This window comes from Pseudomonas sp. FFUP_PS_473 (assembly GCF_002858665.1).
Taxonomy (GTDB): Bacteria; Pseudomonadota; Gammaproteobacteria; order Pseudomonadales; family Pseudomonadaceae; genus Aquipseudomonas; species Aquipseudomonas defluvii.
On sequence record NZ_PJQQ01000020.1, the window covers coordinates 73,726 to 97,964 of the forward strand.

At 60.6% G+C, this 24,239-nt stretch carries 22 protein-coding genes; 12 read left to right on the forward strand and 10 right to left on the reverse strand.

Annotated elements, in window-relative coordinates; translation table 11 throughout:
- Window positions 1–14: 14 nt before the first annotated feature.
- Window positions 15–1,118, reverse strand: a complete 1,104-nt coding sequence (dprA, locus tag CYD26_RS15300) for a DNA-processing protein DprA (protein ID WP_102053004.1) — start codon at window positions 1,116–1,118, stop codon at window positions 15–17.
- 232 nt (window positions 1,119–1,350) lie between these two features.
- On the opposite strand from dprA, the gene def reads away from it, so the two are divergent.
- The 5 genes from def to CYD26_RS15325 are packed head-to-tail and all read left to right on the forward strand — an operon-like array spanning window position 1,351 to window position 5,879.
- Window positions 1,351–1,857, forward strand: coding sequence for a peptide deformylase (gene def, locus CYD26_RS15305; protein WP_102053005.1), 507 nt, complete (start codon window positions 1,351–1,353; stop codon window positions 1,855–1,857).
- A gap of 58 nt (window positions 1,858–1,915) precedes the next feature.
- Window positions 1,916–2,848 (forward strand): methionyl-tRNA formyltransferase, encoded by a 933-nt coding sequence (gene fmt, locus CYD26_RS15310; protein WP_102053006.1) that lies wholly within the window; start codon window positions 1,916–1,918, stop codon window positions 2,846–2,848.
- On the forward strand, window positions 2,845–4,155 hold the full coding sequence (gene rsmB / locus CYD26_RS15315) for a 16S rRNA (cytosine(967)-C(5))-methyltransferase RsmB (protein WP_102053007.1): 1,311 nt from the start codon (window positions 2,845–2,847) through the stop codon (window positions 4,153–4,155). The genes fmt and rsmB overlap by 4 nt, the downstream gene beginning before the upstream one ends.
- A gap of 23 nt (window positions 4,156–4,178) precedes the next feature.
- The gene (gene trkA, locus CYD26_RS15320) at window positions 4,179–5,552 is read left to right on the forward strand and encodes a Trk system potassium transporter TrkA (RefSeq protein ID WP_065759107.1); all 1,374 of its coding nucleotides are present in this window, start codon (window positions 4,179–4,181) and stop codon (window positions 5,550–5,552) included.
- Window positions 5,553–5,564: 12 nt separating this feature from the next.
- Window positions 5,565–5,879, forward strand: coding sequence for a tetratricopeptide repeat protein (locus tag CYD26_RS15325; protein WP_102053008.1), 315 nt, complete (start codon window positions 5,565–5,567; stop codon window positions 5,877–5,879).
- Window positions 5,880–5,940: 61 nt separating this feature from the next.
- Here the strand turns inward: CYD26_RS15325 and CYD26_RS15330 are convergent, their stop codons facing one another.
- Both CYD26_RS15330 and CYD26_RS15335 read right to left on the reverse strand, forming a co-directional pair.
- Window positions 5,941–6,828, reverse strand: a complete 888-nt coding sequence (locus CYD26_RS15330) for a lysophospholipid acyltransferase (RefSeq protein ID WP_065759109.1) — start codon at window positions 6,826–6,828, stop codon at window positions 5,941–5,943.
- 39 nt (window positions 6,829–6,867) lie between these two features.
- Entirely contained in the window at window positions 6,868–7,419 is a 552-nt protein-coding gene (locus tag CYD26_RS15335; RefSeq protein WP_102053009.1) for a DNA-3-methyladenine glycosylase I, read from the reverse strand.
- A gap of 82 nt (window positions 7,420–7,501) precedes the next feature.
- On the opposite strand from CYD26_RS15335, the gene glyQ reads away from it, so the two are divergent.
- The 4 genes from glyQ to CYD26_RS15355 all read left to right on the forward strand — a co-directional run bounded on the left by glyQ (window position 7,502) and on the right by CYD26_RS15355 (window position 11,916).
- On the forward strand, window positions 7,502–8,449 hold the full coding sequence (gene glyQ, locus CYD26_RS15340) for a glycine--tRNA ligase subunit alpha (RefSeq protein WP_099773224.1): 948 nt from the start codon (window positions 7,502–7,504) through the stop codon (window positions 8,447–8,449).
- The gene (gene glyS, locus CYD26_RS15345) at window positions 8,446–10,500 is read left to right on the forward strand and encodes a glycine--tRNA ligase subunit beta (RefSeq protein WP_102053010.1); all 2,055 of its coding nucleotides are present in this window, start codon (window positions 8,446–8,448) and stop codon (window positions 10,498–10,500) included. Before glyQ ends, glyS begins: the two co-directional genes overlap by 4 nt.
- 3 nt (window positions 10,501–10,503) lie before the next feature.
- Window positions 10,504–11,037: a D-glycero-beta-D-manno-heptose 1,7-bisphosphate 7-phosphatase gene (gene gmhB / locus CYD26_RS15350; RefSeq protein WP_065760484.1), complete on the forward strand. Its 534-nt coding sequence runs from the start codon at window positions 10,504–10,506 to the stop codon at window positions 11,035–11,037.
- A gap of 108 nt (window positions 11,038–11,145) precedes the next feature.
- Complete coding sequence (locus tag CYD26_RS15355) at window positions 11,146–11,916, forward strand: 1-acyl-sn-glycerol-3-phosphate acyltransferase (protein WP_065760485.1); 771 nt, start codon at window positions 11,146–11,148, stop codon at window positions 11,914–11,916.
- A 171-nt stretch (window positions 11,917–12,087) separates the two neighbouring features.
- On the opposite strand, the gene CYD26_RS15360 is transcribed toward CYD26_RS15355, so the two are convergent.
- Together CYD26_RS15360 and CYD26_RS15365 are read right to left on the reverse strand one after the other, a co-directional pair.
- Window positions 12,088–13,710, reverse strand: coding sequence for an MFS transporter (locus tag CYD26_RS15360; protein WP_102053011.1), 1,623 nt, complete (start codon window positions 13,708–13,710; stop codon window positions 12,088–12,090).
- Window positions 13,711–13,815: 105 nt separating this feature from the next.
- Window positions 13,816–15,462: a GMC family oxidoreductase gene (locus tag CYD26_RS15365; RefSeq protein WP_102053012.1), complete on the reverse strand. Its 1,647-nt coding sequence runs from the start codon at window positions 15,460–15,462 to the stop codon at window positions 13,816–13,818.
- Between the two features lie 137 nt (window positions 15,463–15,599).
- Here CYD26_RS15365 and CYD26_RS15370 point away from each other — a divergent pair, with 137 nt between their 5' ends.
- Entirely contained in the window at window positions 15,600–16,487 is an 888-nt protein-coding gene (locus CYD26_RS15370) for a LysR family transcriptional regulator (RefSeq protein ID WP_065760488.1), read from the forward strand.
- Between the two features lie 9 nt (window positions 16,488–16,496).
- On the opposite strand, the gene CYD26_RS15375 is transcribed toward CYD26_RS15370, so the two are convergent.
- Genes CYD26_RS15375 through CYD26_RS15385 form a run of 3 tightly spaced genes read right to left on the reverse strand, consistent with a single transcriptional unit; the run spans window position 16,497 to window position 19,512 of the window.
- The gene (locus CYD26_RS15375) at window positions 16,497–17,315 is read right to left on the reverse strand and encodes a sulfite exporter TauE/SafE family protein (protein ID WP_102053013.1); all 819 of its coding nucleotides are present in this window, start codon (window positions 17,313–17,315) and stop codon (window positions 16,497–16,499) included.
- Entirely contained in the window at window positions 17,312–18,589 is a 1,278-nt protein-coding gene (locus CYD26_RS15380) for an FAD/NAD(P)-binding oxidoreductase (RefSeq protein ID WP_065760490.1), read from the reverse strand. Before CYD26_RS15380 ends, CYD26_RS15375 begins: the two co-directional genes overlap by 4 nt.
- Before the next feature lie 38 nt (window positions 18,590–18,627).
- The gene (locus tag CYD26_RS15385; protein WP_065760491.1) at window positions 18,628–19,512 is read right to left on the reverse strand and encodes an MBL fold metallo-hydrolase; all 885 of its coding nucleotides are present in this window, start codon (window positions 19,510–19,512) and stop codon (window positions 18,628–18,630) included.
- A gap of 238 nt (window positions 19,513–19,750) precedes the next feature.
- On the opposite strand from CYD26_RS15385, the gene CYD26_RS15390 reads away from it, so the two are divergent.
- Together CYD26_RS15390 and CYD26_RS15395 are read left to right on the forward strand one after the other, a co-directional pair.
- Entirely contained in the window at window positions 19,751–21,067 is a 1,317-nt protein-coding gene (locus tag CYD26_RS15390) for a sigma-54-dependent Fis family transcriptional regulator (RefSeq protein ID WP_099773219.1), read from the forward strand.
- 149 nt (window positions 21,068–21,216) lie between these two features.
- The gene (locus CYD26_RS15395; protein ID WP_158240132.1) at window positions 21,217–21,870 is read left to right on the forward strand and encodes a histidine phosphatase family protein; all 654 of its coding nucleotides are present in this window, start codon (window positions 21,217–21,219) and stop codon (window positions 21,868–21,870) included.
- Between the two features lie 126 nt (window positions 21,871–21,996).
- On the opposite strand, the gene CYD26_RS15400 is transcribed toward CYD26_RS15395, so the two are convergent.
- Both CYD26_RS15400 and CYD26_RS15405 read right to left on the reverse strand, forming a co-directional pair.
- The gene (locus CYD26_RS15400) at window positions 21,997–22,248 is read right to left on the reverse strand and encodes a DUF2790 domain-containing protein (protein WP_065760494.1); all 252 of its coding nucleotides are present in this window, start codon (window positions 22,246–22,248) and stop codon (window positions 21,997–21,999) included.
- A 513-nt stretch (window positions 22,249–22,761) separates the two neighbouring features.
- Window positions 22,762–24,186, reverse strand: coding sequence for a gamma-aminobutyraldehyde dehydrogenase (locus CYD26_RS15405; protein WP_102053015.1), 1,425 nt, complete (start codon window positions 24,184–24,186; stop codon window positions 22,762–22,764).
- Window positions 24,187–24,239: the final 53 nt, after the last annotated feature.

A 24,239-nucleotide genomic window follows, 5' to 3' on the forward strand; every position in this document is an offset into this window, starting at 1 on the left:
GACGAGCAGTGTACTTAGCCCGGCCGAGCAAACCAACGGCCTGCTTCATTACAAACCTGCCCGGCCAGCTCAAGCTCGGTCAGTGCCGCCAAGACACGCGACAACGGCCAACCACTAGTGTGCGCCAGGCTTTCGCTGCTTTGCGGCGCGGCCAGGAGCAGCACCAGCAACGGGTTGGAGGGTACCTGCAACACTGGCTGGGTCACCGGCAGGTTCTGCCACCCACTCAGGGTTTCCAGTATGTGCTCAATCCGCTCGACCAGCAGCGCGCCATCGCGGATCAATTGATGGCAGCCCTTGGCGCCCGGATGATGGATAGACCCCGGGATGGCGTAGACCTCTCGCCCTTGCTCGGCCGCCAGGCGCGCTGTGATCAACGAACCACTGGCCAGGCTGGCCTCAACCACCAGCACACCCAGCGACAAGCCGCTGATGATGCGGTTGCGCCGGGGGAAATTTCCGGCGACGGGTCCGGCGTCCAGCGGAAACTCTGACACCACCGCGCTGCCGCGCTCCGCCATTGCCGCTGCCAGCGCCCGATGGCGCTGTGGATAACATTTTTGCAGCCCGGTTCCGACCACCCCGATTGTCTGTCCACCGACGTCCAGCGCGGCCTGGTGAGCCACACCATCAATGCCCGCCGCCAAACCACTGGTGACGACAAAACCGGCCTGTGCCAGGCAGCGGGAAAACGCCGCCGCTGTCGCCAGGGCGGGGGGCGATGCACGCCGACTGCCGACGATGGCCAACTGTGGTTTCTCCAGAATGGCCGGGTCACCGGCCACGAACAGCAGCGGCGGGGCATCGTCCAGTTCGGCCAGCAAGGCCGGGTAGGTGGCGGCGTCCCACATCAGCAAATGCTGGCCTGGGCGCTCTAGCCAGGCCATTGCGGCCGCCGCACCATCACGGATCTCTGGGCTGCGCCGCGCCTCCACTGCGGTGGCTGGCACGCCCAGCGGACGCCAGGCGGCAGCCGGTGCGCTGAGCGCTGCCGAAGCACTACCGAAGGCTTCGATCAGTTTACGGAAACGCCGAGGCCCGAGCTCCGGCAGCCGATGCAAGCGCAGCCGCGCCTCCAGTTCGGCGGGTGGGCAGGTCGAAAAATCATTGCACATCATCTGATCATCCTTGATTCAGAGGCCCGGCGAAGCCAACAACAAGCTGTGGATAACTCTGTTGATAATCGATTGACAACATGTGCGTCAGTCAACACCGCTCCGCTCACCGGGCCGATGCATGGGGGTGGCTGCTAAACGTTAGCTGACCTTTTCACAGGTGCCGAACGCGTCGAATCCCTTTATTATGTGCATTCATGTTTGTATTACTTCGCACAGTGCAGCTCATACGCTTATGGCCATTCTGAACATCCTCGAATTCCCTGACCCGCGTCTTCGCACCATCGCCAAACCGGTAGTGGAAGTTGACGACGCCGTACGCCAGCTGGTCGACGACATGTTTGAAACCATGTACGAAGCGCCGGGTATCGGCTTGGCCGCAACCCAGGTCAACGTGCACAAGCGCATCGTGGTCATGGACCTGAGCGAAGACCGCAGCGAACCACGGGTGTTCATCAACCCCGAGCTGGAAATGCTCACCGACGACATGGGCCAGTATCAGGAAGGCTGTTTGTCGGTGCCGGGCTTCTACGAGAACGTCGACCGCCCACTGCGCGTCCGGGTCAAGGCCCTGGACCGTGATGGCCAACCGTTTGAACTGATCGCCGAAGACCTCCTGGCCGTGTGCATTCAACATGAGTGCGATCACCTCAACGGCAAGCTGTTCGTCGATTACCTGTCGACCCTGAAACGCGACCGGATCAAGAAAAAACTGGAAAAACTTCACCGCCAGCAAGCTTGATCCCCTCATCCAGAAGGCTTGCTCCGGCAAGCCTTTTTCTTTTTTAAGCGAGAACTCCATGCGCATCGTCTTCGCGGGCACTCCTGAGTTTGCCGCCGAACACCTCAAAGCCCTGCTCGACAGCCCCTACGACATCGTCGCGGTCTACACCCAGCCGGACCGCCCCGCCGGGCGCGGACAAAAACTGATGCCCAGCCCGGTCAAACAATTGGCCGCGCAGCACGGTATCCCTGTGTTGCAACCGCCGACCCTGCGCGATGCCGACGCCCAGGCCGAACTGGCCGCGCTGCAACCGGACCTGATGGTGGTGGTGGCGTACGGTTTGATCCTGCCGCAGATCGTGCTGGATATTCCGCGCCTGGGTTGCATCAACAGCCACGCCTCCTTGCTGCCGCGCTGGCGCGGTGCGGCGCCGATCCAGCGGGCCGTGGAAGCAGGCGACCCAGAAAGCGGCGTGACCGTCATGCGCATGGAGGCAGGCCTGGACACCGGGCCGATGCTGCTCAAGGTCAGCACGCCGATCAGTGCCACCGATACCGGTGGCAGCCTGCACGACCGCCTCGCCGAAATGGGCCCGCCCGCCGTCCTGCAAGCCATTGCCGGCCTCGCCGACGGCACGCTACAGGGCGAAGTGCAGGACGATGCACTGGCCACCTATGCGCACAAGCTGAACAAGGACGAAGCGCGCCTGGACTGGAACCGGCCTGCGGTTGAGCTGGAGCGCCTGATCCGTGCCTTCAACCCCTGGCCCGTGTGCCACAGCACCCTGAGCGGCGAAGCCGTGAAAGTGCTCGCGGCAACCCTGGCTGAAGGCCATGGTCAACCCGGCGAGATCATCAGCGCGAGCAAGGACGGCCTGGTGGTCGCCTGTGCTGATCAGGCGCTGTGCCTGACCCGTCTGCAGTTGCCCGGGGGCAAAGCGCTGAACTTCAGCGACCTGTTCAACAGCCGTCGCGAGAAATTCGCCGTCGGCACGGTGCTGGGCCAATGAACCCGCGTCTGGCCGCTGCCCGCGCCCTGGCCGCCGTTCTCAGCGGCAAGGCTTCGTTGAACAGCTCGCTCCCGGCACAACTGGATAAAGTCGAGGCGCGTGATCGCGGCCTGACCCAGGACCTGGCCTTCGGTACTGCCCGCTGGCAGCCGCGCTTGTCGGCGCTGGCCGAACAGTTGCTGCAAAAGCCCTTCAAGAGTGCCGATGCCGATGTACAGGCATTGTTGCTGGTCGGTCTGTATCAACTGCTCTACACCCGTACCCCCGCGCATGCGGCCATCGGCGAGACCGTTGGCTGTGCCGACAAACTGAAAAAGCCCTGGGCCAAGGCCCTGCTCAACGCTGTACTGCGCCGGGCCCAGCGTGAAGGCAATGAGTTGCTGAGCGCATTGGAGCGCGACCCGGTGGTGCGTACCGCCCACCCGCGCTGGCTGCAGAAGTCGCTCAAGGCCTTCTGGCCAGAGCAATGGGAAGCGATCTGCGCCGCCAACAACGCGCACCCTCCGATGATCCTGCGGGTGAATCGTCGTCATCACAACCGCGACGCCTACCTGCAGTTGCTTGCCGAGGCCGGTATTCAGGCCGCGCCGTGCCAGTACAGCCGCGATGGCATCGTTCTGGCCGAGGCCAGCGACGTGCGCAACCTGCCTGGCTTCGACCAAGGCTGGATCAGCGTTCAGGACGAAGCCGCGCAACTGGCCGCCGACCTGATGGACCTGGCCCCAGGGCAACGGGTGCTGGACGCTTGCTGCGCCCCGGGCGGAAAAACCTGTCACCTGCTCGAAGCAGAGGCCGGGCTGCAACAAGTGGTCGCCATTGACCTGGAGGCCAAACGCCTGACGCGCGTACGGGAAAACCTCGACCGTCTGGGCCTTGACGCACAGTTGATCGCCTGCGACGCACGGGATACCGCCAGTTGGTGGGACGGCAAGGGCTTCCAACGCATCCTGCTCGACGCCCCCTGCTCGGCAACCGGGGTCATCCGCCGCCACCCTGACATCAAGCTGACCCGTCAGGCCGAGGACATTCCGGCCCTGGCCAGCCTGCAGGGCGAACTGCTCGATGCCCTGTGGCCAACCCTGGAGGTCGGCGGGATCCTGCTCTACGCCACCTGTTCGAGTTTGCCAACGGAAAACACGGAAGTGATCGACGCCTTCCTCGCCCGCACGCCAGGTGCCCGCGAGCTGGACCTGGCGACTGCCGCTGGGCTGCGTCAACCTCATGGTCGCCAGCTGCTGGCGCAAGAGGGTGGGCACGACGGTTTCTATTACGCCAAGCTGATCAAGATCGCCGCGGCTCGCGGATAACGACAATGGAAGGGGAGTAGTGGATGAAGATCATCATCCTGGGTGCGGGGCAGGTTGGCGGTACGCTGGCCGAACACCTGGCCAGCGAAGCCAACGACATCACCGTGGTCGATACCGATGGTGATCGCCTGCGCGACCTCGGCGACCGCCTGGATATCCGCACGGTCCAGGGCCGGGGTTCGTTCCCGACGGTCCTGCGTCAGGCCGGTGCCGACGATGCCGACATGCTGGTTGCGGTGACCAACAGTGACGAGACCAACATGGTCGCCTGTCAGGTCGCCTACACCCTGTTCCATACCCCGACCAAAATCGCCCGGGTACGCGAGTCGGCCTACCTGACCCGTGCCGGCCTGTTCAATAACGAGGCCATTCCGGTCGATGTGTTGATCAGCCCCGAACAAGTGGTGACCCACTACATCAAGCGCCTGATCGAACACCCGGGTGCCTTGCAGGTGATCGACTTCGCCGAGGGCAAAGCCCAACTGGTGGCGGTCAAGGCCTATTACGGTGGCCCGCTGGTGGGCCAGCAACTGCGCCAGATCCGTGCGCACATGCCGAATGTGGATACTCGCGTCGCGGCGATCTTCCGCCGTGACCGGCCAATCCTGCCCCAGGGCGACACCGTGATCGAGGCCGACGACGAAGTGTTCTTCATCGCCGCCAAGGCGCACATCCGCGCCGTGATGGGCGAGCTGCGGCGTATCGACGAAACCAACAAGCGGGTGGTCATCGCCGGTGGTGGGCAGATCGGTGAGCGCCTGGCGGAGGCCATAGAAAGCCGCTACCAGGTCAAGATCATCGAAATGAACCCGGCACGCTGCCGCTACCTGTCCGACACTCTGGACAGCACAGTGGTCCTGCAAGGCAGCGCCTCGGACCGCGACCTGATGGTCGAAGAGAATATCGCCGAAGCCGACATTTTCCTGGCCCTGACCAACGACGACGAAGCCAACATCATGTCTTCGCTGCTGGCCAAGCGCCTTGGTGCGCGCAAGGTGATGACCATCATCAACAACCCGGCCTATGTCGACCTGGTGCAAGGTGGAGAAATCGACATCGCCATCAGCCCGCAACTGGCGACGATCGGTACCTTGCTGGCCCACGTACGTCGAGGTGACATCGTCAGCGTCCACTCGCTGCGCCGAGGGGCGGCCGAGGCCATCGAGGCCATCGCTCATGGCGACTCGAAATCGAGCAAGGTCATCGGCAAGGCCATCGAAGACATCGCACTGCCACCGGGCACCACCATCGGCGCGATCATCCGCGACGAGGAAGTGCTGATCGCCCACGACGACACCGTGATCGAAGCCGGTGACCGGGTGATCCTCTTTGTTGTGGATAAAAAGTACATCCGTGACGTCGAGAAACTCTTCCACGTTGGCTTGAGCTTCTTCTAAGAGGAACGGCAGATGCGCGAATCACTGGAAAAAATGCTCGCCAAGGGTGTGGATAACGCCCTGTTGCGCTTCGGTCTGGGCAAATCCTGGCTGGATGAGGGCAACGCTGCCGAAGCCGCTGTACACCTGCAACGCTGTGTGGATTTCGATCCGAAGTATTCCGCGGCGTGGAAGCTGCTGGGCAAGGCACATCAGGCGCAGGGCGACCTGACAGCGGCACGCCAGGCCTGGCAGCAAGGCCTGGACGCAGCAAAGGCGCATGGCGACAAGCAGGCGGAAAAAGAGATGACGGTGTTTCTGAAAAAGCTCGACAAAGCGCAACACTGAGGCGTACTTGTCGCGTGCAAGGCCGGCGCCTGCAGGGGCCGACCTTGCCAGTGACGCAACCTCAATACCAGCGTGATTCGCCTGCCGGGCGCTTCTTGAAGCGCTTCATGCTCCACATGTACTGGCTCGGGTAGGCCCGCACATAACGCTCGATCACCTGGCTCATCGCCGCAGCCGAGGTTTCAGTGTCTTCGCTGTACATGGCCTCAGGCGCTGCCTCGAGGATGACCTTGAAACCGGAACCGTCCGGCAGGCGCAGCGCATGCAGGAACACCCCTACGGCTTTGCCACCGGCCAGCATGTTCGGCACGAACTTGCTGGTCAGCGCCTGGGTGGCGAAAAACGGTACGAAGATGCCTGCCGATTCAGCTGGCTCAGGGTCGGCGGGAATCCCCACCTGACCGCCCTTGCGCACTTCCTTGATGATGCTGAGGATGCCTTCCTTGGTCGACGCCGCGACACGGTTACCCAGCTGTACACGCTGTTCACGCAGCAGGTCATCGACCGCCTTGAGTTTGGGCGGACGGTAGAAAATGATCGGTTTGCACTGGCTGCAGTAGAAGTGGTTGAGCACTTCCCAGTTGCCCAGGTGGCTGGTGATACCGACGACCCCCTTGCCCGACGCCAGGGCTTTTTCCAGCACCTCAAGCCCTTCGACCTCACGCACCAGCGCAAGCGAGCGCTTGGCTGGCCAGATCCAGGCACAGGCGCTCTCGGTGAACGACTTGCCGATGTCCATCAGCGTGCGGCCTACCAGCCGCTCGCGCTCGGCGGCGTCCATCTCCGGAAAACACTTGGCCAGGTTGATGCGCACGACATTGCGCGAGCTGTTCGGCAGCTTCCACATGATCCAGCCGATTGCCGCGCCGACCCGTTGCACTGCGCCCCATGGCAGCTTGGCAAACAACCGCAGCACCCCGACCATCAAGGCGCCCTTGAATTTATCCACAGGCAGGTTCCTCCTTCTGCAAGCCGGGCATTGTACCCCTCAGCGCAGCAAGGCGGCGTAGCGATCACAATTGATGGTGTGATCCATGACCATGCCCGTGGCCTGCATGAAGGCGTAACAGATGGTGGGCCCGACAAAGGTGAACCCGGCTTTCTGCAGTGCCTTGCTCATGGCCTGGGCCTCGACAGTCACTGCGGGCACCTCACTGCGCTGGCTGAAATGATTGATCTTCGGCTCACCGCCGACGAACGACCAGAGCCAGTCGGCCGGGTTTTCAAGTTCAAGCCAGGCCCGGGCATTGCGCCGGGCGGCATTAAGCTTCAGACGGTTGCGAATGATGCCCGGATCAAGCAGGCGCTCCTCGATTTCGTCGTCACTCATCTGTGCCAGTCGCTGTGGATCGAAGCCAAACAGTACCTGCCGGTAACGCTCTCGCTTCTTCAATACGGTGATCCACGAAAGCCCTGCCTGAAAGCCTTCAAGCAGCAGCATTTCAAACAACCGGCCGGGATCTAGCAGCGGAACACCCCACTCCTGGTCGTGATAGGCCTGATAAAGTGGATCGTCGGTACACCAAAAGCAGCGTGGCATAAGGCTCCAGAGGTAGAGGCCCGCAAGAATCGGGTTATACTCCCGCTCTTTATATTCGCAGCCCTAGAAACAGGTGAATTTCGTGAGCCAGCCTACGCCAGCCGTGCGTACCTTCCAAGACTTGATTCTCGCCCTGCAGAACTACTGGGCCGAGCAAGGTTGTGTGGTACTTCAGCCCTACGATATGGAAGTAGGCGCCGGCACTTTCCATACCGCCACGTTCCTGCGCGCCGTCGGCCCGGAAACCTGGAACGCCGCCTATGTACAGCCAAGCCGTCGCCCGGCTGACGGCCGTTATGGCGAAAACCCTAACCGCCTGCAGCACTACTACCAATTCCAGGTGGTGCTCAAGCCGAACCCGGCGAACTTCCAGGAACTGTACCTGGGCTCGCTGAAAGCCATCGGTCTTGACCCACTGGTCCACGACATTCGTTTCGTTGAAGACAACTGGGAATCGCCGACCCTCGGCGCCTGGGGTCTGGGCTGGGAAATCTGGCTCAACGGCATGGAAGTCACCCAGTTCACCTACTTCCAGCAAGTGGGCGGTATCGAGTGCTTCCCGGTCACCGGTGAGATCACCTATGGCCTGGAGCGTCTGGCGATGTACCTGCAGGGTGTCGACTCGGTCTACGACCTGGTCTGGACCGACGGCCCGTTCGGCAAGGTGACCTACGGCGACGTGTTCCATCAGAACGAAGTGGAGCAGTCGACCTACAACTTCGAACACGCCAACGTCGAGAAGCTGTTCGAGCTGTTCGACTTCTACGAAAGCGAAGCCAACCGCCTGATCGAGCTGGAACTGCCGCTGCCAACCTATGAAATGGTTCTCAAGGCATCGCATACCTTCAACCTGCTCGACGCCCGCCGCGCCATCTCGGTAACCGAGCGTCAGCGTTACATCCTGCGTGTACGGACCCTGGCCCGGGCCGTGGCACAAAGCTACCTGCAAGCCCGCGCCAAGCTGGGCTTCCCGATGGCATCCCCTGAATTGCGTGATGAAGTGTTGGCTAAGCTGGAGGCTGCACAATGAGTGCTCAAGATTTCCTGGTTGAACTGGGCACCGAAGAACTGCCACCCAAGGCCCTGAGCGCCCTGGGCGACGCTTTCCTCGCCGGTATCGAAAAAGGCCTGCAAGCTGCCGGCCTGAACTACAGCGACAAGGTCGTGTTCGCCGCACCACGTCGCCTGGCGGTATTGATCCGTCAACTCGATACCCAGCAGCCTGACCGCAGCATCAATGTCGATGGCCCACCGCGCCAGGCCGCGTTCGATGCCGAAGGCAACCCGACCCAGGCGGCCCTGGGCTTCGCCAAGAAGTGCGGCGTAGAGCTGGCGCAAATCGACCAGAGCGGCGCCAAGCTGCGCTTCTCCCAGCACATTCCGGGCAAGGCCACCTCCAGCCTGCTGCCGACCATCGTTGAAGACTCGCTGAACGACCTGCCGATTCCCAAGCGCATGCGTTGGGGCGCGCGCAAGGAAGAGTTCGTCCGTCCAACCCAGTGGCTGGTCATGCTGCTGGGCGATGAAGTGGTCGATTGCACCATACTTGCCCAGAAAGCCGGTCGTGAATCCCGTGGCCACCGTTTCCACCACCCGGAAAACGTACGCATCAGCTCGCCGGCCAGCTACCAGGAAGACCTGCGCAAGGCCTACGTACTGGCCGACTTCGCCGAGCGCCGTGAGCTGATCAGCAAACGTACCGCCGAGCTGGCGATGCAGCAGGAAGGCACCGCGATCGTGCCACCGGCACTGCTCGACGAAGTGACCGCGCTGGTTGAATGGCCAGTGCCGCTGGTCTGCTCGTTCGAGGAACGCTTCCTCGAAGTGCCACAGGAAGCCCTGATCACCACCATGCAGGACAACCAGAAGTACTTCTGCCTGCTGGACATCGACGGCAAGCTGCTGCCGCGCTTCATCACCGTGGCCAACGTCGAGAGCCGTGATCCGAAGCAGATCATCCAGGGTAACGAGAAAGTCGTGCGCCCACGCCTGACCGACGCCGAGTTCTTCTTCAAGCAAGACAAGAAGCAGTCCCTGGAAAGCTTCAACCTGCGCCTGCAGAACGTCGTCTTCCAGGCCCAACTGGGCAGTGTCTTCGACAAAGCCGAGCGCGTAGCCAAGCTGGCCGCCTTCATTGCCCCGCATATCGGTGGCGATGCCAAGCGTGCCGCCCGTGCTGGTTTGCTGTCCAAGTGCGACCTGGCCACCGAGATGGTCGGCGAGTTCCCCGAGATGCAAGGCGTGGCCGGTTACTACTACGCACTGAACGACGGTGAGCCGGAAGATGTCGCCCTGGCCCTGAACGAACAGTACATGCCGCGCGGCGCAGGTGCCGAGTTGCCGTCGACCCTGACCGGCGCAGCCGTGGCCATCGCCGACAAGCTCGACACTTTGGTCGGTATCTTTGGCATCGGCATGCTGCCAACCGGCAGCAAGGACCCCTATGCCCTGCGCCGTGCCGCGCTGGGTGTGCTGCGTATCCTGATCGAGAAGCAGCTGGACCTGGACCTGAACGATGCCGTGGCCTTCGCCGTGGCCCAGTTCGGCCACACGGTCAAAGCCGCTGGCCTGGCCGATCAGGTGCTGGAGTTCATCTTCGACCGCCTGCGTGCACGTTACGAAGACGAAGGCATCGACGTCGCCACCTACCTGTCGGTTCGTGCATTGAAGCCCGGTTCCGCACTGGACTTCGACCAGCGCGTGCAAGCCGTTCAGGCCTTCCGCAAGCTGCCGGAAGCCGAAGCCCTGGCCGCCGTGAACAAGCGGGTTTCCAACCTGCTGAGCAAAGCCGAAGGCACGGTTGCCCACCACGTCGAGCCGAAGTACTTCGACAACGCCAACGAGTTCTCCCTGTACTCGGCGATTCAGCAAGCCGATCAAGCGGTGCAGCCAATGGCCGCAGCGCGTCAGTACAGCGAGTCGCTGGCACGTCTGGCAGCCCTGCGTGAACCGGTCGATGCCTTCTTCGAGGCAGTGATGGTCAACGCCGAAGACGCCAAAGTGCGGGCCAACCGTTATGCCTTGCTCAGCCGCCTGCGCGGTCTGTTCCTGGGCGTAGCTGACATCTCGCTGCTGGGGTAAGCCTTGAAACTGCTGATTATCGATCGGGACGGGGTGATCAACGAGGACTCCGACGCGTACATCAAGTCGGTGGAGGAGTGGATACCGATCCCCGGCTCGATCGAAGCGATCGCGCAGTTGAGCAAAGCCGGCTGGACGGTGGCAGTCGCCACCAACCAGTCCGGCATCGCACGCGGCTACTACCCCACGGCCACTCTCGACGCCATGCATGAACGCTTGCGCGGCCTGGTGGCCGAGCAGGGTGGCGAGGTCGGCCTGATAGTCCATTGTCCGCACGGCCCGGATGACGGTTGCGATTGTCGCAAGCCGAAGCCGGGTATGCTCAAGACCATTGCTGCGCACTATGCCGTGGAATTGGCCGGACTTTGGTTTGTCGGTGACAGCAAGGGTGACTTGGAGGCTGCGCTGGCCGTCGATGCACAACCCGTTCTGGTAAAAACCGGGAAGGGTGAACGGACCCTGAGCAAAGGGCTACCAGCAGGCACCTTGGTTTTCGAGGATCTGGCGGCCGTCGCCAGAGCACTTATCCACACGTAGAGCGCCGCCGAATATTCGTCGCCTCCAGGACCGCAGTAGTGGTTCTGCGACGAGCGTTCCCCCGGTGCACTCCAACAGGCGGGCGAGCCCGCAACGGTACATGCCGCTATGTCGATCCTGCAGGCGATCAGAATCTTTCTTTTTTACCTGCTGTTGGGTACCAGCTCCTTGCTCTGGTGCACCCTGAGCTTTTTTATTGCGCCGTTCCTGTCGTTCCGCGCCCGATACCGTTTCATCAACGTGTATTGGTGCCGCTTCGCACTGCTTCTGGTTCGGGTTTTTCTCGGTATACGGTTCAAGGTAACCGGGGCTGAGAACATTCCTGAACAGCCCTGTGTGATTCTTTCCAATCACCAGAGCACCTGGGAGACCTTTTTCCTCTCCGCCTATTTCCAGCCCTTGAGCCAGGTGCTCAAGCGCGAACTGCTTTATGTACCGTTCTTTGGCTGGGCGATGGCCATGCTCAAGCCCATTGCCATTGATCGCGACAACCCCAAGGCCGCGTTGAAACAGGTCGCCAGCGAAGGTGACAAGCTACTCAAGCAAAACATCTGGGTCCTGATTTTCCCGGAAGGCACCCGTGTGCCATTTGGCACCATCGGCAAGTTCTCCCGTGGCGGTACCGCCTTGGCGGTAAATGCCGGGCTGCCGGTGCTGCCGATCGCCCACAACGCTGGCAAGTACTGGCCCAAGGAAGGCTGGGGTAAATTGCCCGGCACCATCGAGGTCGTCATCGGTGCGCCAATGTGGGCCGAAGGCACCGGGCCACGGGCTATCGCCGAGCTCAATGACCGCGCAGCTGCCTGGAACGAGCAGACCCAACGCGACATGGGCTCCCTGCCGCCCGTGGCGCAAAATGAAGCCCAGAGCACACACTGACGATCTGTGGATAACTTGTGTACAGTATTTTGATAAATCACCACTACGATGAGCTAAGTGCTTAATTTAAATACTTATTTCTCTGTATGACTGTTTTCTGAAAATCGTGCATAAGTTTTTTCACGGCATAAAAAAACCGGCGTTTACGCCGGTTTTTTTTATGCCATCAGATCAGACCTTGTCGATGTCCACGTCGCGGGTTTCTTTCAAGCAGAACAGCCCCACCACCAGGCTAATGCCGGTAATCAACACCGGGTACCAGAGGCCGTAGAAGATATCGCCGGTGTACACCACCAAGGCGAATGACACCGTCGGCAGGAAGCCACCAAACCAACCGTTGCCAATGTGGTAAGGCAGCGACATCGAGGTGTAGCGAATGCGGGTCGGGAACAGCTCGACCATCACCGCCGCCAGCGGGCCATAGGTCATGGTCGCAATCAGGATCATCACCACGATCAGCAAAACCACCATCGGCTGGTTCACCGAAGCCGCATCTGCCTTGGCCGGGTAACCTGCCTTGTCGATGGCTGCACGCATCGCCGCTTCATCGAAACCACTGATTTGCTGATCGCCAATGGACACGACCACAGGGCTGCCAGCGGCTGCCGTCTCGGAACTGTATGGCAGGCCCTGCTTGACCAGGAACGTCTTGACCTTGTCGCATGGGCTGTCGAAACGCGCCTTGCCCACCGGATCGAACTGGAAGGTACAGCCTTGTGGATCGGCAATGACCACAATCGGCGCCTGGCGGCTGGCTGCGTCGATCTGCGGGTTGGCGTAATGGCTCAGGGCTTTGAACAACGGAAAGTAGAGCAGGGTGGCCAGCAGCAGGCCTGTCATCAGGATCGGCTTGCGCCCGACCCGGTCCGACAGCCAGCCGAAGAAGACGAAGAACGGCGCACCGATGACCACGCTGATGATCAACAAGGTGTTGGCCTGGCCAGGGTCCATCTTGAGCATCTGGGTCAGGAAAAACAGCACATAGAACTGCGCGGTGTAGAACGTCACGGCCTGCCCGGCATTGATACTGAACAGCGCGGTGAAGACCACCTTGAGGTTTTCCCAGGAACCGAAGGACTCGCGAATCGGCGCACGGCTGGTTTTGCCCTGAGCCTTCATTTTCACGAAGGCCGGCGATTCTTGCATGCTCATGCGAATCCAGGTGGAGATCGCCAGCAGCACAATCGACAGCAGGAACGGCAGGCGCCAGCCCCAGACTTCGAACTGATCACCACTGACGTAACGGCTGGCCAACACCACCAGCAGGGACAACAGTAACCCCAGGGTGGCTGTGGACTGGATGAAACCGGTATGGAAGCCACGCTTGCCGGGCGGGGCATGCTCGGCAACATAGGTCGCGGCGCCGCCATACTCACCACCAAGCGCCAACCCCTGAAGCATGCGCAACACCACCAGAATGATCGGTGCGGCAATGCCAATGCTCGCATAGGTCGGCAACAAGCCCACGGCAAAGGTCGACAGGCCCATCAGCACAATGGTCACCAGGAAGGTGTACTTGCGCCCGATCATGTCACCCAGGCGGCCGAACACCAGCGCCCCGAATGGGCGTACCAGGAAACCGGCAGCAAAGGCCATCAAGGCGAAGATAAAGGCTGTGGTGTCGTTGACCCCGGCAAAGAACTGCTTGCTGATGACGGCCGCCAGGGCGCCATAGAGGAAAAAGTCATACCACTCGAAAACCGTCCCGAGGGATGACGCAAAGATGATCTTGCGTTCTTCCCGGCGGCTATTCACCACCGTTGCCGCGCCACGCTCTTGGATGTAGTCCGACATCGTTGTTGTCCTCGGCCTTGAGGCCACAGTGATTATTGTTGTTGTTCCACTGTCGGTGCCGGGCGACTGCATCCGGCGCTCCGTTTACCACATCACCCTGTCAGATCAGGGTGTAACGACTGCCGCTGTAACGGTCCCCCTTGGGCTTACCGCATTGTTGAGTATCAGCTGTGCCGCCTTCTCGGCGATCATCAGGGTCGGCGAGCAGGTATTGCCCGAAACAATCTGCGGCATGATCGACGCATCGGCGATACGCAGGCCGGATACGCCGTGTACACGCAATTGAGCATCCACTACATCCAGCGGCCCGCTGCCCATACGGCACGTACCGACCGGATGAAAGATGGTGGTACCGATCTTGCCGGCCGCTTCGTACAGCTGTTCCTCGGTCTGCAGCGCCGAACCCGGCAGGTATTCCCGCGGCTGGAAAGGCGCCAGGGCAGGTGCCTGCACGATCTGCCGGGTGAGGCGGATGGCCTGGGCGGCAACCTTTAGGTCCTGCGGGTCACTGAGGTAATTGGGATCGATGGTTGGTGCGGCTGCTGGATCTGCCGAACCGATGTCGACCCGGCCACGGCTGGCCGGGCGCAGGTTACAGACCGATGCAGTGAAGGCCGGGAAGCGATGCAGCGGCTCCCCAAAACGCTCCAGTGACAACGGCTGCACGTGATATTGCAGGTTGGCGCTGGCCTGCTCCGGCCCGGAGCGCACGAAGGCCCCCAATTGGCTCGGCGCCATCGCCAATGGCCCGCTACGGTCGTACAGGTAGCGCAAGCCCATGCCGACCTTGCCCCACAGGCTGTTGGCGACCTGATTCAGGGTTCGGACATTGCTGACCTGGTAGATCAGGCGTAACTGCAGGTGATCCTGCAGGTTGCCGCCAACCCCTGGAAGTTCGTGCCGTACAGCGATGCCCAAGCGCTCAAGAAGAAGTCGTGGACCGATGCCGGAACGTTGAAGAATGCCTGGAGAGCCGACCGCGCCAGCACACAGAACGATCTCTCGGCGCGCCGTAAAGCGTTGCCAGTGGCCCTGCCAACGAGCATTGACTGCCGTGGCACGCCCGTCTTCCAGTACCAGGTTGTCGACCAGAACATCGGTCAGTACGGTCAGGTTGGCCCGCGCCTGAACCGGCCGCAGAAAGGCTTTTGATGCATTCCAACGCACACCGGAGCGCTGGTTGACCTGAAAATATCCACAACCCTGGTTATCACCGCCGTTGAAATCACTCACGCTGGCAATGCCGCTCTGGGCCGCCGCTTCGCGAAACGCGTCGAGAATCGCCCAAGAATAGCGCTGTTGTTCGACCCGCCACTCACCGTCGGCACCATGCACGTCGCTGGCACCGGCAAAATGCTTTTCACTGGTTTTGAACAGTGGCAGGACATCCTTCCAGGCCCAGCCGGGGTTGCCTGCCTCTGCCCAGCGGTCATAGTCCTGAGCCTGGCCACGCATGTAGATCATGCCGTTGATCGAGGAACAGCCGCCCAGCACCTTGCCCCGTGGATAGCCCAGGCTGCGGCCTTGCAAGCCGGGTTGAGCCTGGGTCTTGAAGCACCAGTCGGTGCGCGGGTTACCAATGCAATAGAGGTAACCGACAGGGATATGAATCCACGGATAGTTATCGCGTCCCCCTGCTTCCAGCAGCAGCACCCGGCAACCCGGATCGGCAGAAAGCCGATTGGCCAGGAGACAGCCGGCAGGGCCAGCGCCGACGATGACATAGTCGTAGGAATGATCGGCTGATGCCATGAGGGACCTCGCGCCTATTTATTATTCTTGTCCCGGACCATGTTATTGATTAATTTCGCGATGAAAACGTTAGATTTCGCTCAAGTGCTGTGCGTTTTAGAACAACGCACGTGAATACCTGATTCACAAGGAAAAGCATGTTCGACTGGAATGATCTGCGGTTTTTTCTCGAGTTGCAGCGCAGTGGCCGGCTACTGACCGCCGCCAAGCGCCTCAACACTACCCACAGCACTGTGGCCCGGCATATTGAAAGCATCGAACAAAGCCTGGGCACCCCCTTGTTCGTGCAACATGCCCAAGGCTACGAACTGACCCCGTCCGGCCAGGCCCTGCTCAAGCACGCCGAAGCCATGGAAAACGTTGCCCTGCTGGCCCAGGAAGAAATTACCCAGGCCATGACGCCGCTGGGCAAGATTCGCCTGGGCGTCACCGAAGGCATCGGCATCATGTTCTTCACCCCACGCATGGCGGGCCTGTTCGAGCGCTATCCGGGGCTGGAGGTGGAGTTGGTGGCCGTGCCACGCTTCGTCAGCATCCTCAACCGCGAAGCCGAAATCAGCATTCACCTGGAACGCCCCAATGCCGACCTGCTGATCACCCGCAAGCTCACTGATTACCGCCTGGCTCTGTATGCCAGCCCTGATTACCTGGCACAGGCGCCGCTTTTGAACTGCCGCGAAGACCTGGCTCGGCATAACTGGATTGGTTATGTAGACGACCTGCTGTTCAGCCAGGAGCTGCTGTTTCTCAACAGCTTCTGTCGAGCCCCGAATGTGGTTTTCCGCAGCACCAGTGTGATCGCTCAACATCAAGCTGCACGGGCGGGGTTGGGTATCGCTGTGCTGCCCAACTACATGGCCCGTCACGACCCGGGGCTGGTACGCGTGCTGCCCAGCGAAACCATCCAGCGCAGTTACTGGATCTGCACCCGTCGCGAGCTGCACAAGTCGGTACGCTTGAGAGTGGTTTGGGACTACCTGCTGGCACTCTGCGCCGAAGAGCAGAGCGCCTTGCTGGCCGAGTAGGGCGCCGTATCAGGCGCCTAGGGTCTTGACCATGAGCAGCAGGGCGGCGGCAATGCCGACCAGAGCAAACACCTGCTGAAGTCGAGGCCCGGCGACTTTGTGTGCAAACTGCCGGACGATGACCAAACCGACCACCGCGCCAATGGCAAAGGGCAGGCCAACGCTCCAATGCATCACACCGCCCAGGCTGGCACTCACCACACTGCCAACGGACACCAGGGCAATCACCGCCAGTGAAGTGGCGACAATGCTCCTCATCTCCAGGTTGGTGTAGCGGCTCAAGGCCGGGATGATTACAAAGCCACCGCCCACCCCCAGCAAACCCGACAGCAGCCCGGAGAGCAGGCCCGTGAAGGCCAGTGCTCGGGCACAGGGCAACGTCCACCGCAGGCGCCCCTGCAGAGGGTTCAGGACACAGGGCTGAACATCACGCGGCAGCGATCCACACCCCCCTTTCAGTTCATGCCGCGCCTTGAGCAACATCCGCACGCAGACATAGATCAGAACCACGGCAAAGGCCAACGCCAACGGCGCGTTGGGCAGCCGATGCGCCAGCAGCAAGCCCAGTGGCGCCGTGAGCAACCCAAGCGAGGCAACGAACAGCGCTGCACGGTAGCGCACCACGCCCTGACGCAAACCCAGCACTGCACCAACGCCTGCGGCCAGGCCCACCGCCAGCAAGCCAACGGGCGCAGCTTCGGCCATCGACAAGCCCAAACCGAACACCAGAAGCGGCACGGCAAGAATGCCACCGCCAGCACCGGTCAGCGCAAGAATGGCCCCAATGATCGCGCCCAGCCCGGCCCCCAGAAATTCATGCTCGATCACTGATGGGCCTCACGTGGTGCGGGTAACGGCTTGGCCATCCACTCACGGCCTTTGAGCATGCAACGCCAGTACAGCGGCGGCAGGATACGCTCCTTCAACAGCCAGGCCAGACGGGTCGGCTTACGCCCATCAAGCAGCCAACGAGGGAAGCTTGGGGCAACCTTGCCGCCATAGGTGAACTCGGCCAACACGATCTTGCCGCGCTCCACGGTCAACGGGCAGGAACCGTATCCGTCGTAGTGCACGACATCCGCCAGGCGCCCCAACGCGACCAGTACGTTATTGGCAACCACAGGGGCCTGCTTGCGCGCAGCGGCGGCGGTCTTGGCATTCGTGGTGTTGGTGGCATCGCCAAGGCCATGGATATTGGCAAAACGACGGTGGCGCAGGGTTGCCGGATCGACATCGATCCAACCCGCTGCGTCCGACAAGGGGCTGTTACGTATGAACGTCGGCGGCACTTGCGGGGGCACCACATGCAGCATATCGAATGGCTGCACCAGGGTTTCGCTGCTGCCGTCAGGCAGGGAACGCACAAAGGTTGCCTGCTTCGCCGGCCCATCCACCGCTACCAGACGATGGGCGTAGTTCAGATCGACCGCATACTTGTCGATGTACTCCATCAGCGCAGGCACGTAGTCGGCCACCCCGAACAACACCGCGCCGGCATTGAAGAACCGTGCCTGGATATTGTCCAGGCGGCCGCTGCGCAACCAATGATCGCACGACAGGTACAGGGCCTTCTGCGGTGCGCCAGCGCACTTGATCGGCATCGGTGGCTGCGTGAACAGGGCCTTGCCTTTCTCCAACTGCTGAACCAGCTGCCAGGTGTAAGGCGCCAGGTCATAACGGTAGTTGGAGGTCACACCATTGCGCCCCAAGGTTTCACTCAGGCCTTCAATCGCATCCCAGTCAAGCTTGAGGCCCGGACAGACAACCAGTTGTGCATAACTGATCAGCCGACCATCCTCCAACTGCACCGTCTGCGCCTGAGGGTCGAAGAACTGTGCGGCACCCTTGATCCAGGTCACGCCCTTGGGAATAGCCGAGGCCATACTACGCACCGTGCTCTTGGGCTGGAACACGCCAGCTCCGACCAGCGTCCAGCCAGGCTGGTAGTAATGAACCTCGGCCGGATCAATGATTGCCACATCGAGGGACGAATCGCGTGCCATCAGGCTGGAGGCAGTGGCAAGGCCTGCTGCGCCGGCACCGATGATCAGGACTTTGTGGTGCGCACAGGCGGGCGACGTTGAAGATGATTGAGCAAGCATGGCAGTGTTTCCTAAATAATAATTCTGTCGCGCCGGAATCAGATGGCGTTGAGCGGGATCTTCAAGTAGCGCACGCCGTTGTCTTCAGGCTCGGGCAACTGACCGCTGCGCATGTTGACCTGCACCGAGGGCAGGATCAGCACCGGCATCTCCAGGGTCGCGTCGCGGGCTTTGCGCATCGCCACGAACGCCTCTTCGCTGATACCTGCATGCACATGAATGTTGTTCTCCCGCTGCTCGGCGACCGTGGTCATGTAACGCAGCTCGCGACCGCCTGGCAGGTAGTCGTGGCACATGAACAGCCGGGTATGGTCAGGCAGGGCAAGGATGCGCTTGATCGAGCGGTACAACGTGCCTGCGTCTGCACCGGGGAAATCACACCGCGCAGTGCCGTAGTCAGGCATGAACAAGGTATCGCCGACGAACGCTGCAATTTCACCGCCCGCTTCAACGATGTACGTCATGCAGGCCGGGGTATGACCTGGGGTATGCATGGCCCGCGCACGCAAGCCGCCAATCAGGAATTCGCTACCGTCCTCAAAGAGCACGTCAAACTGACTGCCGTCACGGGCGAATCGACTATCGGCATTGAACAGTGCACCGAAGACTTTCTGCACTTGGGTGATATGGCTGCCAATGGCGACCTGCCCACCGAGCTTCTCTTTCAGGTACGCCGCCGCCGACAGGTGATCAGCATGCACATGGGTTTCCAGAATCCATTGCACCTTGGCACCCAACTCGGTCACCCGCGCAATCAGTTTGTCCGCCGAGCACGTATCGGTACGGCCAGACTTGGGATCGTAGTCCAGCACACTGTCGATCAGTGCACAGTGTCCGCTGTCGCGATCCATCACCAGATAACTGATGGTCCAGGTCGCGCTGTCGAACAGTGCTTCCACATACAGGTTGCCGCCAATGATCATGACCTTCTCCCGATAAATCCATTGATGCCAACGTAAGGCATAGCTGGCAGTCGCAGGGCTGTCATCAAGATATGTGCCATCGGTCGGGAAAGGCTTAGCCCCCGCGTTTACAGGGCCCGGCTGTACCTCAGCGAACAGACTGCCGCGCCATTTGGCAGTGATGTGGCAGTACCTGGCAGTTTTTGGCAGTCTTCGTCGCCTTCGGGTAAGCTCTTGGTGTGATTGCCCAGGTGTCGCCATGTCTCAGTTGATTACCGTTGCCCCGAAAATCCCCGCCGTTCAGGCGCTGGTGTCATACCTCGAACATGACCCTCAGCCCACCATCGTGCTGGATACTCACTACAACATCCTTGCTGCCAACAGTGCGTACCAACGTCAGTTCGGCGTAGAAGGCCAATCAACCCTTGGCGCGAAGTGCCACCAGGTCTCCCATCACTACGCCGTACCCTGCGATCAGGCCGGCGAGCATTGCCCGATGCGCAAGGCGAGAGAAAGCCGTGTGCCCGAGCGGATGCTGCATATTCACCACACGCCGCGTGGTCCGGAACATGTCGATGTGGAACTACGGCCGATCCTCGATGAGCAGGGTGAGGTGGTCGCGTTCGTCGAACGCCTGACCAGCATCACCGTGGCCTCGGCTCAACCCCAGCAACATGGCCTGGTTGGCCGGGCGCCAGCGTTCAAGCAGGCACTGGCCAGCCTGCAACGTGCGGCACCGTCACAGATTCCGGTACTGCTGCAAGGTGAGTCCGGCACGGGCAAAGAGCTGTTCGCCCGTGCGCTGCATCTGAGTGGCCCACGCGCCAACGGCCCGCTGGTGGTCGTTGACTGCACCGGCCTGACCGAATCACTGTTCGAAAGCGAGCTGTTCGGCTATGAAAAGGGCGCCTTTACCGGCGCTCTGCAACGCAAGATCGGTCTGGCGGAAGCCGCACATGGCGGTACCCTGTTTCTCGATGAGATCGGTGAAGTACCACTGGCAATGCAAGTGAAGCTGTTGCGTCTGATCGAGTCAGGCAGCTTCCGCCCGGTGGGCAGCCTGCGTACTGTTCACTCGGACTTCCGCCTGATCTCGGCCACCCACAAACCCCTCAAGGAAATGGTTGCCAACGGCACCTTCCGTGAAGACCTCTACTACCGGATCAGTGCCTTTCCGATCCGCCTGCCGTCATTGCGCGAGCGGGTCGAAGACCTGCCGCTGTTGATCGACAGCCTGTTGCAACGCATGGCCGGCGCCCAGGCACCGCGGGTAGATCCGCAGGCCATGCACTGGCTCAGCCTGCACACCTACCCGGGGAACATTCGCGAGCTGAGAAACATCCTCGAACGCGCTCGCTTGTTTGCCGACGATGGCCTCATCAGGGCAGAGCACTTACCCGACGATGTGAAACCTGACAATGCCACGGCAGGGCAATCGCAGCGACGGAAAAAGGATCACCTTGGCCAACTGGCACAAGCACTCCAAGCCTTTGAAGGTTCGCGCAGTGAATTGGCCCAACAGTTGGGAATGAGTGAGCGAACACTGTATCGGCGCTTGCGCGAGTTGGGGCTGTGAGCCGCGCCGGGCATGCCGGCCCTTAACCCTGTGCGAGAAAATCAATAACACCATTCCTTGATTTTCAGTTGCCGAGACAACAGTTTCTTCACGGTCCCTCGGGCAAGATCTTGGCTGAATCTGCCTAGCTCTTGATGGGGTCCCGCTTTATGTCGTTGTCTTTCACAGGGTCGAACCAGCGCGCAAGAAACGTGCTTATCACTGTACTTGCAGTCGCGCTCGTAATTGTCGGTTCGTACTTTCTATTCAGAACCCCCCGGCTGACCAATCTTGCCCAGAGCAACGCTGCACAACTGGCCCCGCTAAAATCGGCATGGGCCAGTGGTGACGCTATTGTCGTGATTCGCCATGCGGAACGCTGCGACCTGTCCAGTGCGCCGTGCCTGGATGCCCCAGATGGCATCACCAAACGCGGTAAAGACATCGCCGTAAAGTTGGGCAAGCATTATCAAACACTCGGCCTGGACCAGGCTGATATCTTTACCAGCCCCCTGACAAGAACCCGGCAAACCGCGAACTTCATGTTTAACCATGATGTCGAGCCGCAGCAGTGGCTCGCCGCCTGCAAAGGCATCATGCTTAAGACCGCGCTTGAAACTAAGCGCCCGGGACACAACCTGATTCTGGTTACACACAGCGATTGCATTCGGGAAATAGAAAAGCACTTGAATGTGCATGCCCCTGAAAAACCACCCTATACCTCGTCACTGTTCATCGTCCTGGGTCAGGGCGACAAAAAGCCACGGGCGCTGGGTTTCTTTTACTCGCGAGACTTTAATACCGAATGGATGAACCAGAAGTAATAGCCGTCATCGCTGCACACCTGAAGACGTGTTGGTTTTCCTGACGAAGTAAGAAACGCCCCTTGAACCGGGGCGTTTTTTGATCCTGCTTGCACGCAAACAACTCAGGGTTTGCGGGGGACTCGATTAGTTGTCAAAGCAACCGTTACCCATTGCAGCGTACTGCATGGTGTGTACCTGACCCTGGTGGTCTTCGTAGGTCATTTTCATCTGCACCACACCACACACATCAGGGATACGATCCTGGTGGATCACGTGGGCAATATCAGGGTGGCTACCGTACGTGTATTGCTCTACTGCAGGTGCTTCGGCAGCGAATGCCATTTGAGTGCCGATCATTACACAAGCAGTGGTAACCAGAGCGGTAAACAGTTTCATTTTTACAGTGTCCCAACGATGCAAACGATCTACGTCTTCAGTCGGAATCGGTAAGGCTGAAGGCTCTGCGAAACGTGGCAGGGTCGTTTGCTTACACCCTTTGTATTCTGCGTTTCGCGGCTTTGTTTGGAAGCTGTGTACAGTCTATTCCGCTGAACTTTTAGATAAATGCCAATGTTGGCAAAGCATTCTTTAGAGAAATGGAACAATCGCTTCGCGGCAACCGCCCTCGTATCTACAACCTGCCCCAAAACAGTTTGAACACAGGGTGTTTTGCAGAGGTCGCATTACGTCTGTGACGAAAGCGGCGGCAATGTGCAGCACGCCGCCATGTTGCTTGTCACGGCCAACATCATGGTCAGCAGGCCACCAATGCTTGGTCAGCCCAGAGGGCCAAGAGAACATGCCAGGCACTCGATAATGCTGTTTGCATGATCTTCACTCCAGATCGGAATTACGAAGGAAAGCGGCCAGCAACCTCATTGCTGGCCACTATCGACACCACCAGTTCAATCAGTGCTTGAACATCACATGGCGTACAGCGGTGTAGTCCTCCAGCCCATACATGGACATGTCCTTACCGTAGCCAGAGTGCTTGACCCCACCGTGAGGCATTTCACTGGTCAGCATGAAATGCGTATTCACCCAGGTGCAGCCATATTGCAGGCGCGCAGACAGGCGATGGGCACGACCGACATCCGACGTCCAAACCGACGAAGCCAGGCCGTAGTCCGAATCGTTGGCCCAGCCCAGCACCTGCTCTTCATCATCAAACACCGTGACCGAAACCACGGGGCCGAACACCTCGCGACGGACGATTTCATCGTCTTGGCGAGCGCCCGCAAGCACGGTGGGTTGAAAGAAGAAGCCAGGGCCTTCGACACGATGACCACCGGTGACCACCTGAATGTGCGACAAGGCGCTGGCGCGCTGGACAAAGCCTTCAACGCGCTCCAGGTGTTGCTCGGTAATCAGCGGGCCGAGTTCGGTGGCCGGGTCGTCCTGCAGGCCCGGCTGGATGCTGCCCACCGCTTCGCCAAGCTTGGCCACGAACTGCTCGTAGATACCTTTCTGTGCATAAATGCGGCAGGCGGCGGTGCAGTCCTGGCCGGCATTGTAGAAGCCGAATGTGCGGATGCCTTCTACGGCGGCGTCGATATCAGCATCATCGAAGATGATGACCGGCGCCTTGCCGCCCAGCTCCATGTGCATGCGTTTCACACTATCGGCAGTGCTACTGATGATCCGCGAGCCGGTGGCGACCGAGCCGGTCAGCGAGACCATACGCACCCTAGGGTGGGTGACCAGCGGCTCGCCAACACTCGGCCCACGGCCGAACACCATGTTCACCACGCCAGCGGGGAAAATGTCGGCGATGAACTCAGCGAGCTTCAGCGCGGTCAACGGCGTCTGTTCCGAAGGCTTGAGCACCACGGTGTTGCCGGCGGCCAGGGCGGGGCCCAGCTTCCAGGCAGCCATCATCAGCGGGTAGTTCCACGGCGCGATGGAGGCAACCACGCCCACCGGGTCGCGGCGAATCATGGAGGTGTGACCGGGCAGGTACTCGCCTGCTGCCGAACCGCTCATGCAGCGGCTGGCGCCGGCGAAGAAGCGAAACACGTCGGCGATGGCCGGCAGCTCGTCGTTCAAGGCGGCGGTGAAGGGTTTACCGCAGTTCTGCGACTCCAGGCGGGCAAGTTCCTCGGCATGGGCGTCAATGGCATCGGCGAGCTTGAGCAACAGGGTGGAACGGTCCTTCGGCGAAGTCTGAGACCACAGCGCAAAGGCATCATCGGCGGCGCGCACGGCAGCATCGACCTGGGCCGCGCTAGCCTCAGGGATTTCCACCAGAGCGGTCCCCAAGGACGGGTTGAGCACGGCGATGCTGGGGCCTTCGCCAACAACAAGTTGGCCGTTGATCAGGAGTTTGGTTTGCATGATTCAGTCCTTCGGTAGCCTTAGCCCCTTCTCCCTGAAAGGAGAAGGGGGGG